General features: G+C 53.9%; 17 protein-coding genes and 1 pseudogene. 6 read left to right on the top strand and 12 right to left on the bottom strand.

Annotation, left to right across the window (positions count from 1 at the left end; genetic code table 11):
• Positions 1-334: 334 nt before the first annotated feature.
• The 4 genes and pseudogenes from J2X66_RS06520 to J2X66_RS06505 all read right to left on the bottom strand — a co-directional run.
• Positions 335-1,708 (bottom strand): tyrosine-type recombinase/integrase, encoded by a 1,374-nt coding sequence (locus J2X66_RS06520; RefSeq protein WP_310262343.1) that lies wholly within the window; start codon positions 1,706-1,708, stop codon positions 335-337.
• Between the two features lie 529 nt (positions 1,709-2,237).
• Positions 2,238-4,349 carry a hypothetical protein gene (locus tag J2X66_RS06515; protein WP_310262341.1) on the bottom strand — a complete coding sequence of 704 codons (2,112 nt, stop codon included), beginning with the start codon at positions 4,347-4,349 and terminating at the stop codon, positions 2,238-2,240.
• On the bottom strand, positions 4,336-6,615 hold the full coding sequence (locus J2X66_RS06510) for a hypothetical protein (protein ID WP_310262338.1): 2,280 nt from the start codon (positions 6,613-6,615) through the stop codon (positions 4,336-4,338). The genes J2X66_RS06515 and J2X66_RS06510 overlap by 14 nt, the downstream gene beginning before the upstream one ends.
• 88 nt (positions 6,616-6,703) lie before the next feature.
• Positions 6,704-7,612, bottom strand: a pseudogene (locus J2X66_RS06505) (YifB family Mg chelatase-like AAA ATPase); the annotation flags it as partial.
• Between the two features lie 285 nt (positions 7,613-7,897).
• On the opposite strand from J2X66_RS06505, the gene J2X66_RS06500 reads away from it, so the two are divergent.
• Positions 7,898-8,176, top strand: coding sequence for a HigA family addiction module antitoxin (locus J2X66_RS06500; RefSeq protein ID WP_310262336.1), 279 nt, complete (start codon positions 7,898-7,900; stop codon positions 8,174-8,176).
• Here the strand turns inward: J2X66_RS06500 and J2X66_RS06495 are convergent.
• Positions 8,173-8,694 (bottom strand): Bro-N domain-containing protein, encoded by a 522-nt coding sequence (locus J2X66_RS06495; RefSeq protein ID WP_310262334.1) that lies wholly within the window; start codon positions 8,692-8,694, stop codon positions 8,173-8,175. The genes J2X66_RS06500 and J2X66_RS06495 overlap by 4 nt on opposite strands.
• Before the next feature lie 364 nt (positions 8,695-9,058).
• Complete coding sequence (locus tag J2X66_RS06490) at positions 9,059-9,325, bottom strand: accessory factor UbiK family protein (RefSeq protein WP_310262332.1); 267 nt, start codon at positions 9,323-9,325, stop codon at positions 9,059-9,061.
• Positions 9,326-9,745: 420 nt separating this feature from the next.
• Here J2X66_RS06490 and glnK point away from each other — a divergent pair, with 420 nt between their 5' ends.
• From glnK to sutA, 4 genes are all read left to right on the top strand, one after another.
• Positions 9,746-10,084, top strand: a complete 339-nt coding sequence (glnK, locus tag J2X66_RS06485) for a P-II family nitrogen regulator (RefSeq protein WP_002555808.1) — start codon at positions 9,746-9,748, stop codon at positions 10,082-10,084.
• 37 nt (positions 10,085-10,121) lie between these two features.
• Positions 10,122-11,459 (top strand): ammonium transporter, encoded by a 1,338-nt coding sequence (locus tag J2X66_RS06480; protein ID WP_027926392.1) that lies wholly within the window; start codon positions 10,122-10,124, stop codon positions 11,457-11,459.
• 213 nt (positions 11,460-11,672) lie between these two features.
• Positions 11,673-12,098, top strand: a complete 426-nt coding sequence (locus J2X66_RS06475) for a secondary thiamine-phosphate synthase enzyme YjbQ (RefSeq protein ID WP_008030499.1) — start codon at positions 11,673-11,675, stop codon at positions 12,096-12,098.
• Positions 12,099-12,201: 103 nt separating this feature from the next.
• Positions 12,202-12,525 (top strand): transcriptional regulator SutA, encoded by a 324-nt coding sequence (sutA, locus tag J2X66_RS06470; RefSeq protein ID WP_310262329.1) that lies wholly within the window; start codon positions 12,202-12,204, stop codon positions 12,523-12,525.
• Between the two features lie 107 nt (positions 12,526-12,632).
• On the opposite strand, the gene J2X66_RS06465 is transcribed toward sutA, so the two are convergent.
• From J2X66_RS06465 to J2X66_RS06440, 6 genes are read right to left on the bottom strand one after another with little or no spacing between them, the layout of a single operon-like run.
• Entirely contained in the window at positions 12,633-13,343 is a 711-nt protein-coding gene (locus J2X66_RS06465; RefSeq protein WP_310262327.1) for an HAD-IA family hydrolase, read from the bottom strand.
• Positions 13,340-14,239 (bottom strand): tyrosine recombinase XerC, encoded by a 900-nt coding sequence (gene xerC / locus J2X66_RS06460; protein WP_008040629.1) that lies wholly within the window; start codon positions 14,237-14,239, stop codon positions 13,340-13,342. Before xerC ends, J2X66_RS06465 begins: the two co-directional genes overlap by 4 nt.
• A 2-nt stretch (positions 14,240-14,241) precedes the next feature.
• On the bottom strand, positions 14,242-14,967 hold the full coding sequence (locus J2X66_RS06455) for a DUF484 family protein (RefSeq protein WP_310262323.1): 726 nt from the start codon (positions 14,965-14,967) through the stop codon (positions 14,242-14,244).
• A 13-nt stretch (positions 14,968-14,980) separates the two neighbouring features.
• The gene (dapF, locus tag J2X66_RS06450) at positions 14,981-15,811 is read right to left on the bottom strand and encodes a diaminopimelate epimerase (protein ID WP_310262322.1); all 831 of its coding nucleotides are present in this window, start codon (positions 15,809-15,811) and stop codon (positions 14,981-14,983) included.
• Positions 15,812-15,815: 4 nt separating this feature from the next.
• Complete coding sequence (lysA, locus tag J2X66_RS06445) at positions 15,816-17,063, bottom strand: diaminopimelate decarboxylase (protein ID WP_027926406.1); 1,248 nt, start codon at positions 17,061-17,063, stop codon at positions 15,816-15,818.
• Positions 17,064-17,072: 9 nt separating this feature from the next.
• The gene (locus J2X66_RS06440; RefSeq protein WP_310262319.1) at positions 17,073-17,258 is read right to left on the bottom strand and encodes an LPS translocon maturation chaperone LptM; all 186 of its coding nucleotides are present in this window, start codon (positions 17,256-17,258) and stop codon (positions 17,073-17,075) included.
• 314 nt (positions 17,259-17,572) lie between these two features.
• Here J2X66_RS06440 and cyaY point away from each other — a divergent pair, with 314 nt between their 5' ends.
• Complete coding sequence (gene cyaY, locus J2X66_RS06435; protein ID WP_123434872.1) at positions 17,573-17,905, top strand: iron donor protein CyaY; 333 nt, start codon at positions 17,573-17,575, stop codon at positions 17,903-17,905.
• Positions 17,906-17,908 lie beyond the last annotated feature (3 nt).

Raw genomic sequence — 17,908 nt, 5'->3', positions numbered from 1 at the left:
ACCGAACTTCAGCCCATCGCTGCCAAGTTGCAGGCGTATGCCTTGCGTGAACCGTTCCCTCCCCAGATCTCGGTTCGCCTTGATGGGTTGCAGGTCAACGGCGATCCATGCAGGTCCTTACAGATAGTCGAGCGGCTATCGCAAGAGGACAACTACTGCGCCCGTTCCCGCTCACCAGGAATGCTCCGCTTTGAAAACGGATTAATGCTCGCCCGAGGTTCTAGCATTTGAAATCGCGCCCCCCGACGGCACCAACCAATTCGCGGTTCAAATACGACGTCGGTAATTGCGCAACTGCCTCACCATCAAACTATAATTAAGTATTTGACGCTGTTTATAATAATGCTTCGAACGACGCAAGGAGATTTAATAAGGTCGAATGCTCGGGAGTCATTTTGTCTTCGTTGAGTTTGGCTAATAGTTCGTTAAGCTGCTCTCGGATTGCGTCTATAGATTGAAGCTTAACTATGTTTGGCAGGCTCATTCTCAGATCATCAACCTCATCCCATGCCAGATGAATGTAGACGTCGAGCGAGCTTAAGTTTTTGTGCCCAGTCAACTCGCACACCTTTCGTTTCAAGCTTTCATTGCAGAGCATTGCGGCTTTGAAGTCTTTGAGAGTGCTAATTTCTGTTTTCAAAAGTTCAGCTACAAATATCTTTGTTATAAAGCGGTGTCGAAATAAGTGAGGGCTGATGGGCTCTTCGATTCCTGAAAGTCGTTTTAGAGTGCTTAGCTCCGCAGTCATGTGATTTGGTTGTAAAGGAGATCCTGTGCGCTCGCTTACAAAAAGATAGCCATGATCATGCTCTTTGGAAAGAAATTTCCCGACCAGCGGTGCGCGATGATCTGTGATAAAATCTTTTAGAAGCTTGAGGTCAAGCACAGAAATTGGAATCTCTCGGGTTATCTTTGGCTGCTCAGACCTAGCACCACTGATCTGAGACTGGGATTGACCTCGTTTTACCGTCCTCACAGGTAAATACCCAGTAAGCTCAGCTCTATTTATTGCATCTATAGTGAGCAGGCTGAGCTCCATGCGCCGCCCGCCTGTCATTTCAAAGGCACGGATCATGACTCTGCGGCGCGCTTTGATAAATGAAGAAGAGTCCTTATCTCGATGAGCAGCCACACGAAGTTTTTTGATATTCTCTGCGTTAATAGGGAATCGCCTAGATATCCTTGATGTTAGCGCTAGAGCTGGGTGTGATTGGACGATGCGTTTAATTCGATTACCATTAGGTGCTGTTATAACTATTTTTTTTTCGCCAATGGATAATCTTGGGGGGGTGGCAAAAATCTCCGAGGCATATGAAATTAGCTGTAGGCAATTTCGACCGATATTTACCACATGGTTTTGCTCGCGTTTTTTTGTCCCATTATCCGCTCGCTCCCCTAATAAGGTAGTAATGAAAAAACAAAACTGGCTATCAGTAATATTCAATAATGAGGTTTTTTGTGCGTAAATATATCTCAAAAGGTGTGAAATATTGGTTGCATAGGACAATAGGGTTCCCCCACGCTGAGAACGAGAACGACCTTGCTCATATAGTTTGAGCATCCAAAAATTTGCTTCAATGCACCAAGAACCATTTGGCCAGCTTAGTGTTGGGATTAACGACGCCTCAGTCATTGTAACTGAATGGTCGGGAGCTACAGCGAATGGCAATGTGTCGCCTGGTACAGTCAGTCTATAGAGCTTTTTCATGAGTCATAGCTCACGTCGGAGCTTATCATGCTTAGCATGTCGACAAGTTCTCTACGTTCTTTGCTAAATAGCGCTATAGTCGTTGGTTCCTTGTTCAGATGTGCATAGTAAGCTGTCTGTGTCATTGAGATTTTGAGTATTTTGGTCAGTCTGAGTAGATCAATGTTTAATCTCTCGCAGTCGCCTTGAAGTTTTGTGATTTTTTGTTTTTGTGTTGCTCTGGGATTTCTTATAGATTTGTTAGATTCGTTTATTATTAGCTGATGTATTGTATTCCTCAGTTGGTCAATTGCTTGAAAGCCTCCAGGTGCTACTTTAGCGCAGTAGCGTTTAAATGTATTAAGCGAAGAGGGAATTATAGATCTGTCTGGGATGGCTAGTCGACAAAGACTTGCTTGGTTTTTAAGGTGTAGGTCAAAGTTCGGTATGGTCTGATATGTACTTGGGTTGACCTTGATTTCGTTTAATAATTCTATTAGTGCTAGTATAGATGTTTCTTGCGCGTGGAGGCCATGCTCTGCGTTCATTGTCAAACCTCCTTAATAGTTACGACTATTTTATAGGATGTTCCATTCGGGCCATAGATAAAGCTAGGCTCAATGGATACTTCTCCTAGTCTTAAGCTATACTCTAGGAGGGTGTCTAGTGCTTCTGCTGGGATGATGGAAAAGTCTTGTACGTTATATTTTTGACGAACATAATTTCTTAAGTTTTCGATTCCTGGTTTCGAGTTTTTGATCGCGTCAGTGCCCCATTCCGATTTGATTTCTCTAAGTACTTTCCCAGGAGTATTCTCCGCAATGTAATGATAGACCATATCGCTTTCTGAATGCCCAAGCACCCATCTGAGTACATCCAAGCTGTCGTCCTCTTGACTCCAAAAGAAAATCTGAGCAAAGAAGCGTCTAAGCTGATGTTGTCGGAAATAATATCGGCGGCCTTGATCATCACACTGCGACTGAGTATAGTCGCAAAAATAGTCTATGCTGGCATTATACGAAGTGTGTGAGATAGTAATTATACCGCCGTACACACTGGGGTGGCTGAAAATCGGGCGTGGACGATCTAGTAACCCAAGTGCAGCAAGCCCTCTTTGTAGTCGCTGTAAGGTTTGAACCATTTCAGAGGCGATTTGAGGGATAGGTCGTTTAATTGTTTCATTTATCCCCAAAGCACCTGTCTTGCGATTGATTGTAACTAGATTTTTTAAATCTGAACTTAAGCATTTTTCAGCGTTTGCCCCTCGTAGTTCAGACTCGCGCCTTGCCTGCAAGGTGCCAACAGTAAATTGGATGGCGCCGTATAATACTCGTAAGAGTTCCCAAAGCCCTGGGTTTGATCTGAAGACCGTAAAGTATTGAGCTTTGCTCTTTCGACCGGCTGAGAATTTCTCCTCCGCCGTCACATTAGTCCAATGGGTAACCCCTAGGGACTTCAATGATGCAGGAAGTATTTTCTGAATATTTACTCCGGAAAAAGTTTTGTACAATGTTGTGGGAGTACTATTTGCTTGTGCGACAACGGTGAGAAACGCTTTAACGATATCTTCTCCATAGTCCAGATAAAAGCTTATGGCGTTTTTCAGGCTATCAAGTACTGTGTTGGGAGGGGCTGATACGTATCTGCCGCTCGCCGTGCAACCAAATTGCTCCACCAAATGTCTTACGTGCAACTCTGGAAGAGCAGTTTGAGGCGCATGTCTAGAGAGCGGTATCAACCTTTTTAGATTGTCTAGCTCTATTGAAAATTCGGAGAGTCGTTTTGTATCCATTGCCTGATGCTTGCTTCTAGTCGGCGCGCGCTCCTTCTCGATTCGGCGCCTCTCGATAGGTGCTAGGCACAAGCGCGCAGGATTCACGAAGTGTGATTTACCCCATAGAGTGTGTGGAAGAATTATTGCGATAATTTTACGGCTGTGGGGTACGTACCGAAATTTTGACATGCCACAGGATTTATAAAATCCATTGACCCATAGTGCTGCTCTACACTCGACTACGTTTTGCGACGTCATGCCCTCTATTTCATTGGATATATCACCCTCTCCTGTTAACTGGGCATATGATGAGGCCTCAATGTTTTCTCCCAAAAAACTGATGCTCTTTAAGGCGTTTTTAATAGATTCTTTGGGGGTTGTTTTAACCAAATCTTTCAGGAATTCATTCAATCGCCGGGGCCACTCATAAATACCAGATGAAATGTGGGCGTAGCCTGCTAAAGTGGAAAGCAGATACTTTCGATCATTTTCATTGAAAAGAGACAGTCCATGTTCTCTAAGATTAAAATGGTCGCTATGGAGTATAAAGTAATCGATTAGGTTGAGAATTCTTTTTACTTTGTTTCCCTTGAGGATTTTACTTGCATACAATCCTTTGTTAGGGCTCGAGCAGTCTGCGGTGCAAATCCACATTTTAAATAAGCGGAGGGTTTCCTTATATATTGGGTCAGTTAGGGTGGCGCCTTCGGGCATTTTGACCTCAAAATTTATAGAAGTTATGTGCTTGTCTCCCAGGTCTAGATCCCAAGTAACGGCATCAAATTCGGAGCGTAAAAAAGTCGCCGATGTGTATTTATTGTCCTGTTTTTTTTCGTACTGAGCAATGAAGTCTAAATGGGCTGGTTTTTTCTTCTTAAGAGGCTTCATAAATAAGCTCGTCCAGTGTGTGCAACGGGCCAAGCGATCGCGCCTGCTTTAAGAGGTCAAGTGCTTCGAGTTGGTTTTCCGGGTCTTCCTCTAAATATGAAAATAAAAGTGTTCCAAATTCCGCCCAGTGAGCTGCTTGTCCGTGCAGTTTTTTGTGGTTTTGCTCTTTGGCCTCCGTGAGCGTGATAAGAATTCTAGCGATCTCTACACTAATAGATATTACCGCTTTGCATTGTTTCGGCGAGCAAGAGTGGCTTTTAGGATTTTGCTTAACGTTTTCGCTTAAATGCAGAGAGAAATTTTCCATAAACTCAACCAGCTCATCCATCGAGGTGAATCCAGACGATTTAAGCAGGTGCTTGGTGTTTTGCATGGATTGGATAATGATACCTGTCTGAAATCTTCTAACCCAGCGGTCTCGAAAGAAATAGAGAATACTTTTGGGGAGATATCTTTCCAGTAAGTCTGGTTCGTATCGTGTATGCCCCAGAGCTTCAGCCATCGCGTGTACACTTCCGGTCTTAAGGAATATTATTACAGCCGCCGTTGCCCTCATCGCGGTTGGCTTCATCATCGTTGCCGCAAGTTCTTTATTCAGGTCGGCATCGTCGGGAAATAAATCATTAAGTTCGGTCAGCGCCTCATTAACCTTCGGGCCTATGTTGTTAGTTTTGCATCGATACCTCTGAGGTATCCCAGTTCCATGTTTTGCTGTTAATAATAGTTGCCGCCAGGCGTCATCTCCTTTGTTCTTGAGGTAGTCTCTAAGAGGAGATGTCATCGCAACAATGGTCTGTACTAAACCGTTTCCCTCTTCGTTTAATTTTAAGCGCATTTCCGCTCTTTCAGCGCCCTTTCGATCTTTATAGCCATGTAGATATGTTGTTGTATCACCTTTTTCGACTCCTCGGGCGTTACCGTGTTTGTCGTATAGCTCAACGCTCGCTAAAAAACTTGGGGTGATACGGGGATCATTTTTTATTAGTTTAAGGCAAAATGGGAGCAAACCATCCGTGGATGGGAGGCCAAGTTTTTCTCCAACTCCTGTGGATCTTGCGTGATAATTATTTATTGATTGTAGCAACTCAGCATAGCCATGTGTGTGCAGGGTGGCTGCTAAGTTGTTAAGGGAATGTGGGTTCTCGGGTGATAGTAGCCATTTGTTTCCTCCTGGGGTGCTCGGATAAACTCCAACCTTTACCGGCACTCCAGTGAGCCGCAAGCGATCAAAGTTTTTAATATGTTCTCTTGTGTCCGCGATTTTTTTATCGCACCATGCTTCAATTATTTCAGCGCTTCGAAACGTCCTACGCTTTATAGTGTTGAACGCATGGTCGTCGGAAATGTGCATTGGTATTTTAATGACTAATTTATTTTTATATTCGGTCCCATCTTCGTCTACCATATGTGACTCAGAGCCAGTTGGATGCTCGGGCTCTGGTTCCGGGAAATCATAAGGGTCGGCAAAAAGTGAGCTGGTCAATAGCCAGTTTTTAATAAAAAAATTAATCGGCCCGCGCCAAGTATTAACAGCGCTAGCATGACTGGCGTTTCTGGTTACAGCAGTTTTATAATAAAAAATAAAAAATTTATTAAAAAAAGACGTCGAGCCTTGATTTGTTAGTAGGTCCACTGCAGTGAAGTCGCACTCATTGGATTCTACGAATTCGCTAATTTTTGTTATTGCTATTATGTGTCCTGTGCGTCTATTTGATAGATAGCTTGTGCAAATGTTATATAGCTGTTCAGTGAAGGCGCGTCCAAATTTAATATAAAATGGTAGTAGCGGTAGGTTTGCTTGTATACCAGACGCACTTTCACAGCCCCAAGCATTCCATAGCCATACTTTTTCCTCGTTCAGTGATAATTGTTCAAATTTCGATTGAGCAGGTCTATAATTTTCTAATATGTTTCTTGCGTTCGGACTGGGCTTACAGATGTCCATATTTCTAATGCGGCAGATCAGCTTATCTAAATGCCGTATCAGCATCGGTCTGCGCGCGGGTGTTAACTTACGAAACTGTTCACTACACAGAGCGCCTTTGAATAGTGTTAATATTTCATCACATCTGCCGCTTGTGATTTCCACCCAGCTTAGCGTTTGGTCTGTGATCTGGAGGAAGCACTCTAAAGACTTTGTTAAGCTGACAACGCCCTTTCGCTCGGTCGTTGAAATGCATGCGTCTGCTAAGCCTTCAACGGCTGCATGGCTTAGGTTTTCATAAGGAAAATTTGCGTATGCTGAAACGTCCTTGATGATTGTCAAGCCGTAGCCCTCATAGGAATTTGCATCTGCCCGCTGTTCTACAACCGTATAGCAGGTATAGACAAAAAGACGTAAAAAGCAAAAAACCTAGTTCGTCGAGGAACAGCACGCCATGATGGGCGAGGGTGATTTCGCCGGGTTGCGGCTTCGAACCACCGCCCACCAACGCCGGGCCCGAGGCGGAGTGATGGGGCTGGCGGAAGGGTCTTTGCGGCCAGTGGCTCAAGGGCACGCAACTGGTGACGGATTGAATGGCTGCGACTTCCAGCGCCTCGTTTTCGGCCAAGGGAGGAAGTAAACCCGGCAAACGACTCGCCAACAGCGTTTTCCCAGTCCCCGGCGGCCCGCTAAACAGCAAATTGTGAGCTCCAGCCGCCGCAATCAGCAATGCGCGCTTGGCCGAGATTTGCCCCTGCACTTCATTCAAGTCCGGATAGGGTTTGCTGGCGTAGAGCAAGCCATTGGAAACGTAGGGCTCGACCGGCGTATGTCCGTTGAAGTGCGCAACGGCTTCCAGCAGATGGTCCACGGCAAACACCTTCAACCCGGATGCCAGGCACGCCTCCTCGGCGTTCGCCCGCGGCACCATCAACGAACGTCCGGCTTTGCGTGCAGCCAGTGCAGCCGGCAACACACCTCTGACGGCACGTACCGCGCCGGACAACGCCAACTCTCCCAGGCATTCAATGTCATCCAGCGTCAACGTCGGCACCTGCACACTGGCTGACAGAATCCCCAAGGCAATCGCCAGATCGAAACGTCCGCCGTCCTTCGGTAAGTCCGCAGGCGCGAGATTCAGCGTGATGCGCCGAGCAGGGAATTGCAGGCCTGAGTTGATAATCGCGCTGCGCACCCGATCCTTGCTTTCCTTCACTGCCGCTTCAGGCAAACCGACCATCGTCAGCGATGGCAAACCGTTGGCCAAATGAACTTCTACGGTGACGGCGGGCGCATCCACGCCAATCTGGGCGCGGCTGTGAACGATGGAGAGGGACATGGTCGTTCCTTGAGTTTTACGGGAACCGCTTCCTGCGGTTTTTTGAAGGGTAGTCGGGGGCGCGTGATGGCGCAGGTGCCAAATCTTCGCAGGATGTTGCGAGTGTCTTTCTGATGGGGGAAGCGTAAGGGAGTGGGGATTTGCGACGTAATCAGTCGCGGGATGAGGTTGTTGTAGGACGTTGCCTGGATTGATGAAGGACGGCGGCGAAAGGGTGTGAGCGATCTTGTTTGGCTCGCAGGGCTGCTTATGATCGTCAATTGATCGCTGCCTTCGGAGAGAAAAATGAACAGGAATGAAATGCGGTCGGTTCATCCCGGCGAAATCCTCAAGGAGGAGTTTCTTGAGCCGTTAGGCATTTCAGAATCAGCTTTCGCCCATTCGTTGGATGAGTCGTTGAAGACGGTAAACGAAATCGTCATGTGCCAGCGTTGTGTCAGTGCTGATCTAGCGGGCAAGTTATCTCGCTGCCTGAATACCACGCCCGAGTTCTGGTTGAGCCTGCAAGCGACTTACGATTTGCGGGAAGCCGAAATCGAACGTGGTAGGGCTTTGAATACTTAAAGCGATTGCAACATCCGCGAAGCACGCTTCCACCACGGTGCATTGATCGAGCGCTGCGGCCGTTCACCATCCGCCAGCATCTGCGGAACATCCTGCAACCGAATCCACGGTTGGTTATTCCAGTGCAGCAAACTCAACGACATCTCGGGCCAGTTCAGCAGGCTCAGGATCGGGCGTTCGGTTGAGGTGGGTTGTTGGGCGTCTCTGAGGGCTGGTACTACGTCGTGGGTCAGCCATTCGCGCAGGCCTCGGTATTCGGGGCAGTAGTGGTAGACGAGCAGGGCGTAGACGCCGGATTCGCTGATCAGCAGGGTGTTTTCGAGGGTGCCGTGGATGAGAACTCGCGCGGTTTGATGTTGATCGGGATCGAGTTTTCGGACGGCGCGTTCGTCGAGGAAAAGGCGAAGCAGACGACCCAGGTCTCGGGCGCTGAACCAGGCTTGGTTTTCCAACAGTAGGGCGTGGAGGTGGAGTTTGTGGCGGGTGAAGGTGTGTGGGATCAGATAGTTGTCGTCCATAGAGCATCACTCAAACTCGCATGAAGGAAACTGCCGCTGATCGTCGCCAAACGAAAAGGGTGGCAGCTGTGCGCGGGTTGGCGAACCGGTGCATGCGAAAAACCGGCAGACCCGAAGGTCTCCCACGCCCAGCCGCCATAATTCGAAAGGGGAATAATGCCCAGAGTCGAATGTGGTTGCGGTGCGTCACATGCTATCCAGGTCGCCAAACCCAGTGCTGACTATTCAGCTGGGATGAGCTTAGGAACCTGGGCTTCGCGGCGCTATCGGACGGCGGTGTGATCTTTGTAGGACGTTGCCGAGATGGTGGCGGGGCGGAGGACGAATGATCGTTCCCACGCAGAGCGTGGGAACGATCATTCAGTTACTCGGATTCGGCAGGCGGATTGAGCTTCGCTTCAAGCTCCGCCACCTTCGACTCAAGACTCTCCAACCGTGCCCGGGTCCGCGCCAGCACAACCATCTGGCTATCGAACTCTTCCCGGCTCACCAGATCCAGCTTGCTGAAGCCGCTTTGCAGCAACGCCTTGAACTGGCTTTCGATTTCGCTTTTCGGCAGCGGGGTGTCGCCGCTGAAGAGGCGGGAGGCGGTGCCCGTCAGGGCGTCGAGGAGGTCTTTGGGCGCGAGCATGGGAAAGGTCCTGGAAACAGTGGCGGGCAGTGTATCACGCAGTGTCTATAGTCAATTCCGGCAGGTCGCCGACGCACGCTTTTCGCGCATGCGGACGGACGGCAGCGCACTGTTGTTGTGCGTTAGTTCGCGGGTAATGGAGGGCGCCGGCTCGTGGTATTAGCCAAGGGATTGAATTCAGTGGGTTTTGGCGAGATGGCAAGCTTTCTGCTTAGTGACTATCAACCCATGCACTGATGCAGTCGCTGTGACGAATGCAGTGCGCCAGGCGAAACGGGGGAAGTGTTTCGTACGGGGTGGTTAGCTGGGGTCGGACGGGCATTCAAGGCCGACGATGCGTTACAAAGCCAGGCACTGCGCTTAGACTTGAGTCGGGTTTGTTTTCCTGGGGCAAGTCCACCAATTCGGGAGAGAGTTTTCATGAAGCTAGTCACTGCCATCATCAAGCCGTTCAAACTGGACGACGTGCGCGAGTCGCTGTCCGAGATCGGCGTGCAGGGCATTACCGTTACTGAAGTCAAAGGCTTCGGTCGGCAGAAGGGTCACACCGAGCTGTATCGCGGCGCGGAATACGTGGTCGATTTTCTGCCCAAGGTGAAGATCGATGTCGCCATTGACGACAAGGATCTGGACCGGGTTATCGAGGCGATAACCAAGGCAGCCAATACCGGCAAGATCGGTGACGGCAAGATCTTCGTGGTCAATCTGGAACAGGCGATTCGCATCCGTACCGGCGAAACCGATACCGACGCGATTTAAACGCCGCCACAAACCCAACGCCCCAGGAGAAAACAATATGACTCTGCGTAAATTCGCAGGGCTAGGAGCCCTGTTGTCCCTCGTAATGCCCGGCCTGGCCTTGGCGGCAGACGAAGTGGCGGCCCCAGTCCTCAACTCTGGCGACACCGCCTGGATGATGACCTCGACAGCCCTCGTGCTGTTCATGACCATTCCCGGCCTCGCGCTGTTCTACGGCGGCATGGTTCGGTCCAAAAACATTCTTTCCGTGATGATGCAGTGCTTCGCCATTACCGGCCTGATCAGCGTCCTGTGGGTCATTTATGGCTACAGCATCGCGTTCGACACCACCGGCATGGAACAGGGCGTCATCAATTTCAACTCGTTCTTCGGTAGCCTGAACAAGGCCTTCCTCGCCGGCATCACGCCAGCCAGCCTGACGGGTCCTGCGGCGCTGTTCCCTGAGGCGGTGTTCGTCACCTTCCAGATGACCTTCGCCATCATCACTCCTGCGCTGATCGTCGGTGCCTTCGCCGAGCGGATGAAGTTCTCCGCCATGCTGATCTTCATGGGCGTGTGGTTCACCCTGGTTTACGCACCGATTGCGCACATGGTCTGGTCCGGTAACGGCGGCCTGTTGTGGGACTGGGGCGTACTCGACTTCGCCGGCGGCACCGTGGTGCACATCAACGCCGGTGTGGCCGGTCTGATTGCCTGCCTGGTACTGGGCAAGCGCAAAGGCTTCCCGACCACCCCGATGGCCCCGCACAACCTCGGTTACACCCTGATGGGCGCCGCGATGTTGTGGGTCGGCTGGTTCGGCTTCAACGCCGGTTCCGCTGCGGCGGCCAACGGTACCGCCGGCATGGCGATGCTGGTAACGCAGATCGCAACCGCCGCGGCAGCACTGGGCTGGATGTTCGCCGAGTGGATGACTCACGGCAAACCAAGTGCACTGGGTATTGCTTCGGGTGTGGTCGCCGGCCTGGTCGCCATTACGCCAGCCGCTGGCACCGTGGGCCCGATGGGTGCTCTGGTGATCGGCCTGGCAGCGGGCGTGGTGTGCTTCTTCTGCGCCACCACCCTGAAACGCAAACTCGGTTATGACGATTCCCTGGACGCCTTCGGTGTGCACGGTATCGGCGGTATCCTTGGCGCGATCCTGACCGGTGTGTTCGCTGCACCGTCGCTGGGTGGCTTCGGCACCGTCACCGACATCGCCGCACAAGTCTGGATCCAGTGCAAAGGCGTGGGCTTCACGGTGATCTACACCGCGATCGTCACCTTCATCATTCTCAAGGTCCTGGACGCTGTCATGGGCCTGCGGATCACGGAAGAAGAAGAGGCTGTCGGCATCGACCTGGCACTCCATAACGAACGCGGCTACAACTTGTAAGACGCGCATAAAAAACTTGCCCGGCTTGCCGGGCATTTTTTTGTCTGGCGTTTGTCCGTGAAGGACTTGCTGAAAGGTTTTTTCGTACGCATTCAGGGGCGTTTACGACGGGCGTTTTTCTGCGGCCAATGGCTTACATGATTGAAGGAATATTAGGGCCTTTGTTTTTTCCCAGAGCGCGCTAGAATGCGCCCCGAACGTGCGGAGAACTGTATGTGGCAACAGACTCTGATTACCCTGCGGGCGCGGCCCCGGGGCTTTCATCTGGTAACGGACGAGTTACTCGCCGGCTTGCCTGAACTCAAGGCGTGTCGGGTCGGTCTGTTGCATTTGTGGCTACAGCATACCTCGGCGTCGTTGACCATCAACGAGAACGCCGATCCGGCGGTACGTCGCGACTTCGAACGATTTTTCAATCGTCTGATCCCACAAGGAACAGACGGCTATGAGCATAACGACGAAGGCCTGGACGACCTCCCGGCGCACTTCAAGGCCAGCGTGCTTGGCTGTCAGCTCAGTTTGCCGATCTCGGCAGGCCGACTGGCGCTGGGGACCTGGCAAGGTGTTTATCTGGGCGAGCACCGTGATTTTGGCGGTGCCCGTAAAGTCCTCGCTACCGTGCACGGTGAAGAGGCATGAACCGCTGGTCACCAGCGGTTATTGAATTTTTCCGGCAGCTGTCGACAGACGGTAAAGCTGGGCTATAACTAATCTGCTTTTCGCAAGAGTCATGAGGTAGAACATGAGCGACGATGATCTGGAAAACGACGACCTCGAAGTAGGCGACGACGACGAGACCGAAGAAGGTCTGGAAACAGCGGCCGAAGACGTCGCTGAAGACGACAGTGGCGACGTGCCCGTTCCGACCGCCAAAGGCAAAGCCAAGGCAGCGGTATCGGTCGATGAGCTGCCCAGTGTCGAAGCCAAGAACAAGGAACGCGATGCTCTCGCGCGGGCCATGGAAGAGTTTTTGGCCAAGGGCGGCAAGGTGCAGGAAGTGGAGGCCAACGTGGTCGCCGATCCTCCCAAGAAGCCTGACAACAAGTACGGCAGCCGGCCTATCTAAGCCTCTGCCCTTGCTTGCTGAAAAAGCCCGCCGTCGCTGCGGGCTTTTTCATGGGCGGTACAAATATCCAGGGCCTGACGCAACTCCTACACGGGCGATGTGTCATCTCAGGATGGGTGTCGGGAATTCCACAGGGCTAGCAACGCCGGCAATTCGGTCAAACTGTGAATCTCGGCATCCGGAGCCTTCTGCGCTTCCCACGCTTTACCTTGCGGGTTAAACCAGATCGCCCGCAGCCCTGCCTGCTGCGCACCGGCAATGTCATCGCCTGGATGATCGCCAATGTGCACAGCCGTTTCAGGTGTTGCCCCACCACGTTGCAACGCCTCATGAAACAAGCGCGCATCCGGTTTGGCGATGCCGATGTCTTCGGCGCACAAGGCAAACTTGAAGTAATCCGCCAGCCCTAACCGACGCACATCGGCGTTGCCATTGGTGACCACGCCGAGGGCGTAGTGCTTGGCCAGTGTTTCCAGGGTCGGCTCGACTTCCGGGAACACCTCGATCTGATGCCGCGCATGCAAAAACACTTCAAAGCTTTGGTCGGCGAGATCGTTTGCCTGGCGATCGTTGTAACCGGCTTCTTCCAGGGCGTGGAACAACACTCGACGGCGCAACGCGCTGATGCGGTGCTTGAGCCCCGGTTCACTACTGAGGATCCGCTCACGAATCGCCCACAAATGCTCTACCGGTACGCCCCCAAGGTTCGGCGCATGCTCGGTCAGCCATTCGCGCAGTACGGCCTCGGCGCTGATGATCACCGGGGCGGTGTCCCAGAGGGTGTCGTCGAGGTCGAAGGTGATCAATTGAATGGTCATGAGTCATCGCCTTTAATGCGTTTGGCCCGTGGATGGGCGCTGTCGTAAACCGTGGCCAGGTGCTGGAAGTCCAGGTGGGTGTAGATCTGGGTGGTCTTGATGTCCGAGTGGCCGAGCAGCTCCTGCACCGCGCGCAGGTCCTGCGAGGACTCGAGCAAGTGGCTGGCAAAGGAGTGTCGCAGCATGTGCGGGTGCAGGTTTTGCCCCAGCTCGCGCTCGCCGGCAGCCTTGACCCGCACCTGAATCGCCCGAGGCCCGAGGCGTCGGCCTTGCTGGCTGACGAACACGGCGTCGTCCGCCGGGTTGGTCATCGCGCGCAGGGGCAACCACAGCTCCAGCGCTTCGCGGGCTTTCTTGCCGACCGGCAACAAACGGGTTTTGCTGCCCTTGCCCAGCACTTGAACCATACCGTCGGCCAGATCCAGCTGATCCAGATTGAGCCCGGTCAGTTCCGAAAGGCGTAATCCTGAGGAGTAGAACAACTCCAGAATTGCCTGATCCCGCCGCGCGAGGAAATCATCCTCCACCGCGCCCTCCAGCAGTTGCAGCGCGCGGTCGGTGTCGAGGGTTTTCGGCAGGCGGCGTTCGCCTTTGGGCGGCGCCAGGCCATTGGCCGGGTCGTGGTCGCACAGGCCTTCGCGATTCAGATAGTGATAGAGCCCGCGAACCGCTGATAACAGTCTCGCGAGGCTGCGGGACGATTGGCCCTGTGAATGCAGGCGGGCGATCAGGCTGCGCAGGCGCTGGATGTCCAGTGCAGCCCAGCTGCCGATGTTCTGTTTGACGCAGAAGCCCAGCACCTTATCGAGGTCGCGACGGTAGGCGTACAGCGTATGAGGTGACACCTGCCGCTCACTGCGCAGGTGTTCGCAGTAAGCGTCCAGTTGCCGTTCCATGCTCAGCGGACCGAGCGCAGGGAGCTGTTGACCCGTGGCAGCACGCGGCCCATGACTTCGGCGATGTAGCTCAGGAACAGGGTGCCGACCGAGCTTTTGTAGTGTTGCGGATCACGGCTGGCGATGGCCAGGATGCCGTGAATGCCTTGATGGCTGATCGCGACGACGGCGGTGGAGCCGATTTGCTTGCGCTGTTCTTCACCGAACAGGAAATCCAGTTCGTGTTCGCGCAGGCTGCCGCTGACGCTTTTGTCTTCCGAGAGCAAGCCACCGATGGCGGTTTGTGCCTCGGCGTGAGTCACCCAGCGGCCCACCGGCATCGGGTTGTCACCCAGCAGGATCAGGCTGACAAAGGGCACCTGGAAATCCTGGCGCAAGCTATCTTCGATGCTGATCACCACGTCTTCCAGGCTGGTGGCGTCCATCAGCGCGAGAATCAGGCGGCGGGTCTTGTCGAAGAGGCGGTCGTTGTCGCGGGCGACATCCATCAAGTGCGACAGGCGATGCCGCAGCTCGATGTTGCGGTCACGCAGGATGGTCATCTGGCGTTCGACCAGCGAAATGGTGTCGCCGCGACGGTGCGGAATGCGCATGGCCGGGAGCAGTTCTTCGTGCTCGATGAAGAAATCCGGATGAGCCTCCAGGTACGCGGCAATCGCCGCCGCCTCAAGGCTTTCGGAAGGGGATTCGTCGGGCTGCAGGGCGGGAACCTGGGGCTTGTCGGTCATGGATTTCGCTCACTCAAAGACGCACTTGTCCTTCGTATACGCGGACTGCCGGGCCGGTCATCATGACCGGTTGGCCAGGGCCTGCCCACTCAATGGACAAGCGCCCGCCAGGCAGGTCGATCAATAGCGGCGAATCCATCCACCCCTGGCTGATCGCGGCCACTGCGGCTGCGCAGGCACCGGTGCCGCAGGCCTGGGTTTCCCCGGCGCCACGTTCCCAGACGCGCAACTGTGCACGGCTGCGGTCGATGACCTGGAGAAAACCGACATTGACCCGCGCCGGGAAGCGCGCGTGGTTTTCGATTTTCGGCCCCAGTTCATGCACCGGTGCGTTATTGATGTCGCTGACCCGCAGCACGGCATGGGGATTGCCCATGGACACGGCGGCCAGTTCGACCGGCGTACCATCGACGTCGACCGGATAGCTTTGCGCCTGTTCCGGGGCCACAAACGGGATATCCGCCGGCACCAGGCGCGGTGCACCCATGTTGACGCTGATCTGGCCGTCGCTACGCACGTCCAGTTCGATAATGCCGCTTTTGGTTTCGACGCGAATCTGCCGTTTTGCGGTCAGGCGCTTGTCGAGCACGAAGCGGGCGAAACAACGCGCACCGTTGCCGCACTGTTCCACTTCGGAGCCATCGGAGTTGAAGATCCGATAACGGAAATCCACGTCCGGATTGCTCGGTGCCTCGACGATCAGCAACTGGTCGAAACCGATGCCAGTGTGCCGATCGCCCCATTGCTTGGCGTGCTTGGGCAGGATGTGCGCGTGCTGGCTGACCAGGTCGAGGACCATGAAGTCATTGCCCAGGCCGTGCATCTTGGTAAAACGCAGCAGCATGGGGTTACTCCGGCAGCAGGCTTTCGCCAGCAAACAACTCGGCTACCGTCTCACGGCGACGCACTTCAATTGCCTGATCACCGTCCACCAACACTTCAGCGGCGCGGCCGCGGGTGTTGTAGTTGGAACTCATGACAAACCCGTAGGCGCCAGCCGAATGCACGGCCAGCAGGTCGCCTTCTTCCAGGGCCAGCTGACGATCCTTGGCCAGGAAGTCGCCGGTTTCGCAGATCGGGCCGACGATGTCGTAGGCACGCGCCGCGGTATCACGCGGGCGCACGGCGGTGACGTCCATCCAGGCCTGGTACAGCGCCGGGCGGATCAAGTCGTTCATGGCCGCATCGACGATGGCGAAATCTTTATGTTCGGTGTGCTTGAGGTACTCGACCTGGGTCAGCAGCACGCCGGCGTTGGCCACAATGAAGCGGCCCGGTTCGAACACCAGCGCCAAGTCACGGCCGTCGAGACGCTCGCGCACAGCCTTGATGTAATCGCCTGCCAATGGCGGCTCTTCATCGCGGTAACGCACGCCCAAACCACCACCGAGATCGATGTGGCGCAGGTAGATGCCGCAATCGCCGAGGCGGTCGACCAGGCCCAGCAAGCGGTCGAGGGCATCGATGAAGGGCGGCAGGGTGGTCAGTTGCGACCCGATGTGGCAATCGACGCCGACAATTTCCAGGTTTTGCAGTTGCGCAGCGCGGATGTACACGTCTTCGGCGTCGGCAATGGCGATGCCGAACTTGTTCTCTTTAAGACCGGTGGAAATGTACGGGTGCGTGCCCGCATCAACGTCCGGGTTCACACGTAGCGAGATCGGTGCGCGAACGCCCAGCTCGGCGGCGACCACTTGCAGGCGTTCCAGCTCATCGGTGGATTCGACATTGAAGCAATGCACGCCAACTTCGAGGGCGCGACGCATGTCATCACGGGTCTTGCCGACACCGGAGAACACGATCTTGTCAGCGCTGCCGCCAGCGGCCAGCACCCGCTCCAGCTCGCCACGGGAGACGATGTCAAAACCGGCGCCCAGACGCGCCAGGACATTCAGTACGCCCAGGTTGGAGTTGGCCTTGACGGCAAAGCAGACCAGGTGCGGCATACCCGCCAACGCATCGGCGTATGCCAGGTATTGGGCTTCGATGTGCGCGCGGGAGTAGACGTAGGTCGGTGTGCCGAAACGTTCGGCGATGGCCGACAGAGCCACACCTTCGGCAAACAGCTCCCCGCCACGGTAATTAAAAGCGTCCATGGCGTTCCCTTATTGGTAGACGTCGTGCTTGTGTGCTTTGGAGGCAGGCTGCTTTTGCGAGGACTGGGCCTGCTCGGCAGGGTCCTGGCTGTCATCAGGCAGATACAGCGGGCCTTTTTGACCACAGGCCGATAATAAGCTGGCAAAAGCGACGAGCGAAGCGAGCGCAGCAAGGGAAGAGATCAGGCGCTTCATGGCGAAATCCTTGAAAATGCGTTAATTGCGCCGGAGTATACCGGCCACCCGTCAGCTTGCCTATGCGACGGGGCTCCCGTCCGGCGGGGCTTGGCACGATGCCGGTCAGCCGGGCGCAATCCCCGTGGGAGCGAGCCTGTTCGCGAAGGCGTAGTGTCAGTCAACATTGATGTTGAATATGATGAGCCCTTCTCGAGCAGGCTCGCTCCCACAGGTTTCGTGATCACCTTGGGTCGTTATCCTTTGCAATCACCGGGGCTCGCCCGTATCTTGCGGCGCTTGAGCGTGAACAGACACTTTTTGAGGTTGCCGCAATGAGTTTGACCGAAGCCCGTTTCCACGATCTGGTCGATGCCACCCAGCAGACGCTGGAGGATATTTTTGACGAGTGTGACCTGGATATCGATCTGGAGAGTTCGGCCGGTGTGCTCACCGTCAAGTTCGAAAACGGCAGCCAGTTGATCTTCAGTCGTCAGGAACCGCTGCGTCAGCTGTGGCTGGCGGCGGTCTCCGGTGGTTTCCACTTCGACTACGACGAAGAGAGCGAGCGCTGGATGTGCGACAAGAGCGAAGAGCAGCTGGGCGAAATGCTCGAGCGCATCGTCAAGCAGCAAGCGGACGTCGAACTCGACTTCGAAGGTCTGTGAGAT

Origin of the sequence: Pseudomonas sp. 3296 (assembly GCF_031456615.1) — a bacterium.
GTDB lineage: Bacteria > Pseudomonadota > Gammaproteobacteria > Pseudomonadales > Pseudomonadaceae > Aquipseudomonas > Aquipseudomonas mucoides.
The sequence above is the reverse complement of the archived record's forward strand: the minus strand, read 5'-3'. Positions and strand labels throughout refer to the sequence as shown.

What these genes read in the sequence shown, in the direction of transcription:
- J2X66_RS06520 (WP_310262343.1), bottom strand. Translation starts at nt 1,708, where the DNA reads ATGAAAAAGCTCTATAGACTGACTGTACCAGGCGACACATTGCCATTC.
- J2X66_RS06515 (WP_310262341.1), bottom strand. Translation starts at nt 4,349, where the DNA reads ATGAAGCCTCTTAAGAAGAAAAAACCAGCCCATTTAGACTTCATTGCT.
- J2X66_RS06500 (WP_310262336.1), top strand. Translation starts at nt 7,898, where the DNA reads ATGAACAGGAATGAAATGCGGTCGGTTCATCCCGGCGAAATCCTCAAG.
- J2X66_RS06495 (WP_310262334.1), bottom strand. Translation starts at nt 8,694, where the DNA reads ATGGACGACAACTATCTGATCCCACACACCTTCACCCGCCACAAACTC.
- J2X66_RS06490 (WP_310262332.1), bottom strand. Translation starts at nt 9,325, where the DNA reads ATGCTCGCGCCCAAAGACCTCCTCGACGCCCTGACGGGCACCGCCTCC.
- glnK (WP_002555808.1), top strand. Translation starts at nt 9,746, where the DNA reads ATGAAGCTAGTCACTGCCATCATCAAGCCGTTCAAACTGGACGACGTG.
- J2X66_RS06480 (WP_027926392.1), top strand. Translation starts at nt 10,122, where the DNA reads ATGACTCTGCGTAAATTCGCAGGGCTAGGAGCCCTGTTGTCCCTCGTA.
- J2X66_RS06475 (WP_008030499.1), top strand. Translation starts at nt 11,673, where the DNA reads ATGTGGCAACAGACTCTGATTACCCTGCGGGCGCGGCCCCGGGGCTTT.
- sutA (WP_310262329.1), top strand. Translation starts at nt 12,202, where the DNA reads ATGAGCGACGATGATCTGGAAAACGACGACCTCGAAGTAGGCGACGAC.
- J2X66_RS06465 (WP_310262327.1), bottom strand. Translation starts at nt 13,343, where the DNA reads ATGACCATTCAATTGATCACCTTCGACCTCGACGACACCCTCTGGGAC.
- xerC (WP_008040629.1), bottom strand. Translation starts at nt 14,239, where the DNA reads ATGGAACGGCAACTGGACGCTTACTGCGAACACCTGCGCAGTGAGCGG.
- J2X66_RS06455 (WP_310262323.1), bottom strand. Translation starts at nt 14,967, where the DNA reads ATGACCGACAAGCCCCAGGTTCCCGCCCTGCAGCCCGACGAATCCCCT.
- dapF (WP_310262322.1), bottom strand. Translation starts at nt 15,811, where the DNA reads ATGCTGCTGCGTTTTACCAAGATGCACGGCCTGGGCAATGACTTCATG.
- lysA (WP_027926406.1), bottom strand. Translation starts at nt 17,063, where the DNA reads ATGGACGCTTTTAATTACCGTGGCGGGGAGCTGTTTGCCGAAGGTGTG.
- J2X66_RS06440 (WP_310262319.1), bottom strand. Translation starts at nt 17,258, where the DNA reads ATGAAGCGCCTGATCTCTTCCCTTGCTGCGCTCGCTTCGCTCGTCGCT.
- cyaY (WP_123434872.1), top strand. Translation starts at nt 17,573, where the DNA reads ATGAGTTTGACCGAAGCCCGTTTCCACGATCTGGTCGATGCCACCCAG.